General features: G+C 64.9%; 1 protein-coding gene. It reads left to right on the top strand.

Features of this window, described 5'->3' with window-relative positions:
- Positions 1-2,609, top strand: a 2,609-nt coding sequence (locus tag EN991_RS31030; RefSeq protein WP_164769490.1) for a ribonuclease E/G, incomplete at its 5' end; no start/stop codon positions are given.
- Positions 2,610-2,754: the final 145 nt, after the last annotated feature.

Raw genomic sequence — 2,754 nt, 5'->3', positions numbered from 1 at the left:
ATCGCGGACGGCGCGGCCGCAGGCGCGGCGGCAAGCCCCGCGACCGGGGCGAGCACAAGCGCGATGCAGCCGATTCCGGCGAGGCGAGCGACGCTGCCGACGAGGCAGAAGAAGGTGCCGACGCTGGTGTCGAGGACATCTCGCACACGTCCGAGATCATCGAACATGCGGCTGATTCGTCCGAACATGCTGATGCGTCCGAGCATGGTGAGGATTCGGCCGAGCAGGACGAAGGCGAAATCCGCGAAGGCGGCCCGACGTCGATCGCCGCCTCGGTCGAGGCCGATGTGATTTCCGAAGCCGTCCCGCTGGCCGAACAAGGTAGCGAAGCGACCTCCGGCGACAATGATCGCGGCATGCTGGAAGAAGTGCAGTCCTCGCATCCGGACGATCACGAGGTCGAATCGGTCGGCGCCGAGGATGCGCTGGAAGAAGTGCGCAACCGCCGCAAGCCGGTGCGCCGCCAGTACAAGATCCAGGAAGTGATCAAGCGCCGGCAGATCCTCCTGGTGCAGGTCGTCAAGGAAGAGCGCGGCAACAAGGGCGCGGCGCTGACCACCTATCTGTCGCTGGCCGGCCGCTATTCGGTGCTGATGCCGAACACGGCGCGTGGCGGCGGCATTTCGCGCAAGATCACCAGCGCGGTCGACCGCAAGCGGCTCAAGGAGGTCGTCGCCGATCTCGAAGTGCCGCAGGGCATGGGCGTCATCCTGCGCACCGCCGGCGAGAGCCGCACCAAGGCAGAGATCAAGCGCGACTACGAATATCTGATGCGGCTTTGGGAAAATGTCCGCAATCTCACCTTGCAGTCCACGGCCCCTGCCCTGGTCTACGAGGAAGGCAGCCTGATCAAGCGCTCGGTGCGCGACCTCTACAACAAGGATATCGACGAGATTCTTGTCTCCGGCGAGGAAGGCTACCGCGAGGCCAAGGACTTCATGCGCATGCTGATGCCGAGCCACGCCAAGGTGGTTCAGCCGTTCCGCGACACGACGCCGATCTTCGTGCGCAACGGCATCGAGGCACAGCTCGACCGCATGCTGCAGCCGCAAGTGACGCTGAAGAGCGGCGGCTACATCATCATCAACCAGACCGAAGCGCTGGTTGCCATCGACGTGAATTCGGGCCGCTCCACCAAGGAGCACTCGATCGAGGACACCGCGCTCCACACCAATCTGGAAGCGGCCGAGGAAGTCGCGCGTCAGCTAAGGCTGCGCGATCTTGCCGGCCTGATCGTCATCGACTTCATCGACATGGAGGAGAACCGCAACAACCGCTCCGTCGAGAAGCGGCTGAAGGATCACCTCAAGAACGATCGTGCGCGCATCCAGGTCGGCCGTATCTCGCATTTCGGCCTCATGGAGATGTCACGCCAGCGCATCCGCGCCAGCGTGCTGGAATCGACCATGAAGCCTTGCCCGCATTGCGGCGGCACCGGCCATGTGCGCTCCGATTCGTCGGTCGCGCTGATGGTGGTGCGGGCGATCGAGGAATTCCTGCTCAAGGATTCGCGCAGCCACATCACGGTGCGGACGCCGGCGGCGACAGCACTCTACGTGCTCAACCACAAGCGCGGCACGCTGGTGGAACTCGAAAGCCGCTTCGGGCTGACGATCACCGTCGAGGCCGACGATTCGGTGGGTTCGCAGCACTATGCGATCTTCCGCGGCGCGTTGGCTGAAAAGCCGGAAGGCTTTGTCGAGGCGCGCAGCTTCCCGGCCTATGTCGAGCCGGACGAGCCCGAGGATGAGATTGCCGTCATCGAGGAAGACGACGAGGCGCCGATCCAGGCAGAACAGCCACGCCAGCAGCCGCAGCAACAGCAGCCGCGGCCCGCTGCCGGTGGTGAGGAAGGCGAAGGCCGCGACCGCAAGCGCCGCAAGCGTCGGCGTCGGCGTGGCGGCAAGGATCGCGATCGCGAACATGGCGCCCCTGCGGACGGTGCTTCCGTCTCGGCTCCGGCCGGCGAGTTTTCGGACTCGGACTCGGCCGCCGGAGATGGCGACGCGGAAGCGGACGACAATGCCCCTGTTGGTGTTTCCGAAACTCCTGCCACAGCTGAAGCTTCGGACGAAGGCCAGGGCAAGAAGCGCCGGCGCGGCAAGCGCGGCGGCAAGCGCAACCGCCGCGAAGACGGTGAGGGCGAGGCTGAGGCAAGTGCTGGCGAAGCAGCCGACGCGTCCGAAGGCGAAGTCTCGGCAACCGAGGTGATCGCCAGCGAGCCGGTGGTTACCGCAGCGGCCGAAGAGCCGGTGGTGCTTGCTCCGGCCAATGACGACGCGCCGAGCATGGAGAAGCCGAAGAAGCCACGCCGTGCCGCCAAGCCGAAGAAGGCCGCAGCCGAAATCGTCGCCGAAGAGCCGGCTGCCGAGGCGGAAGCACCGGTCGAGACGCCGGCCACGGCGTCCGACGAAGCAGCGGCTGTCGAGAAGGCACCGAAGGCCCGCCCGTCGCGGCGCAAGCCGGCGGCGGTGAATGCACCGGTCGAGCCGGTGGTGTCTTCGACCGTAGCGGAAGAACCCGCGGCCAAGGCCGAGGACAAGACCGACGACAAGACCGACGACAAGCCGAAACGCGGCGGATGGTGGCAGCGGAAGGGCTTTTTCTAAGCCTTTCAGCCACCTGAGCTAGTTTGTTGACAAAAAATCCCGCGCCGTCTCGAAGACGGTGCGGGATTTTCTTATCTGGCGCTATTCCGGATCGCGAAAGGCTAAAACGCTTCCTTGATTTTTATGCATGTCGTTGTCCCAAAAC

The sequence above is a fragment of the Mesorhizobium sp. M7A.F.Ca.US.005.03.2.1 genome, assembly GCF_003997795.1.
Lineage (GTDB): Bacteria > Pseudomonadota > Alphaproteobacteria > Rhizobiales > Rhizobiaceae > Mesorhizobium > Mesorhizobium ciceri.
The sequence above is the reverse complement of the archived record's forward strand: the minus strand, read 5'-3'. Positions and strand labels throughout refer to the sequence as shown.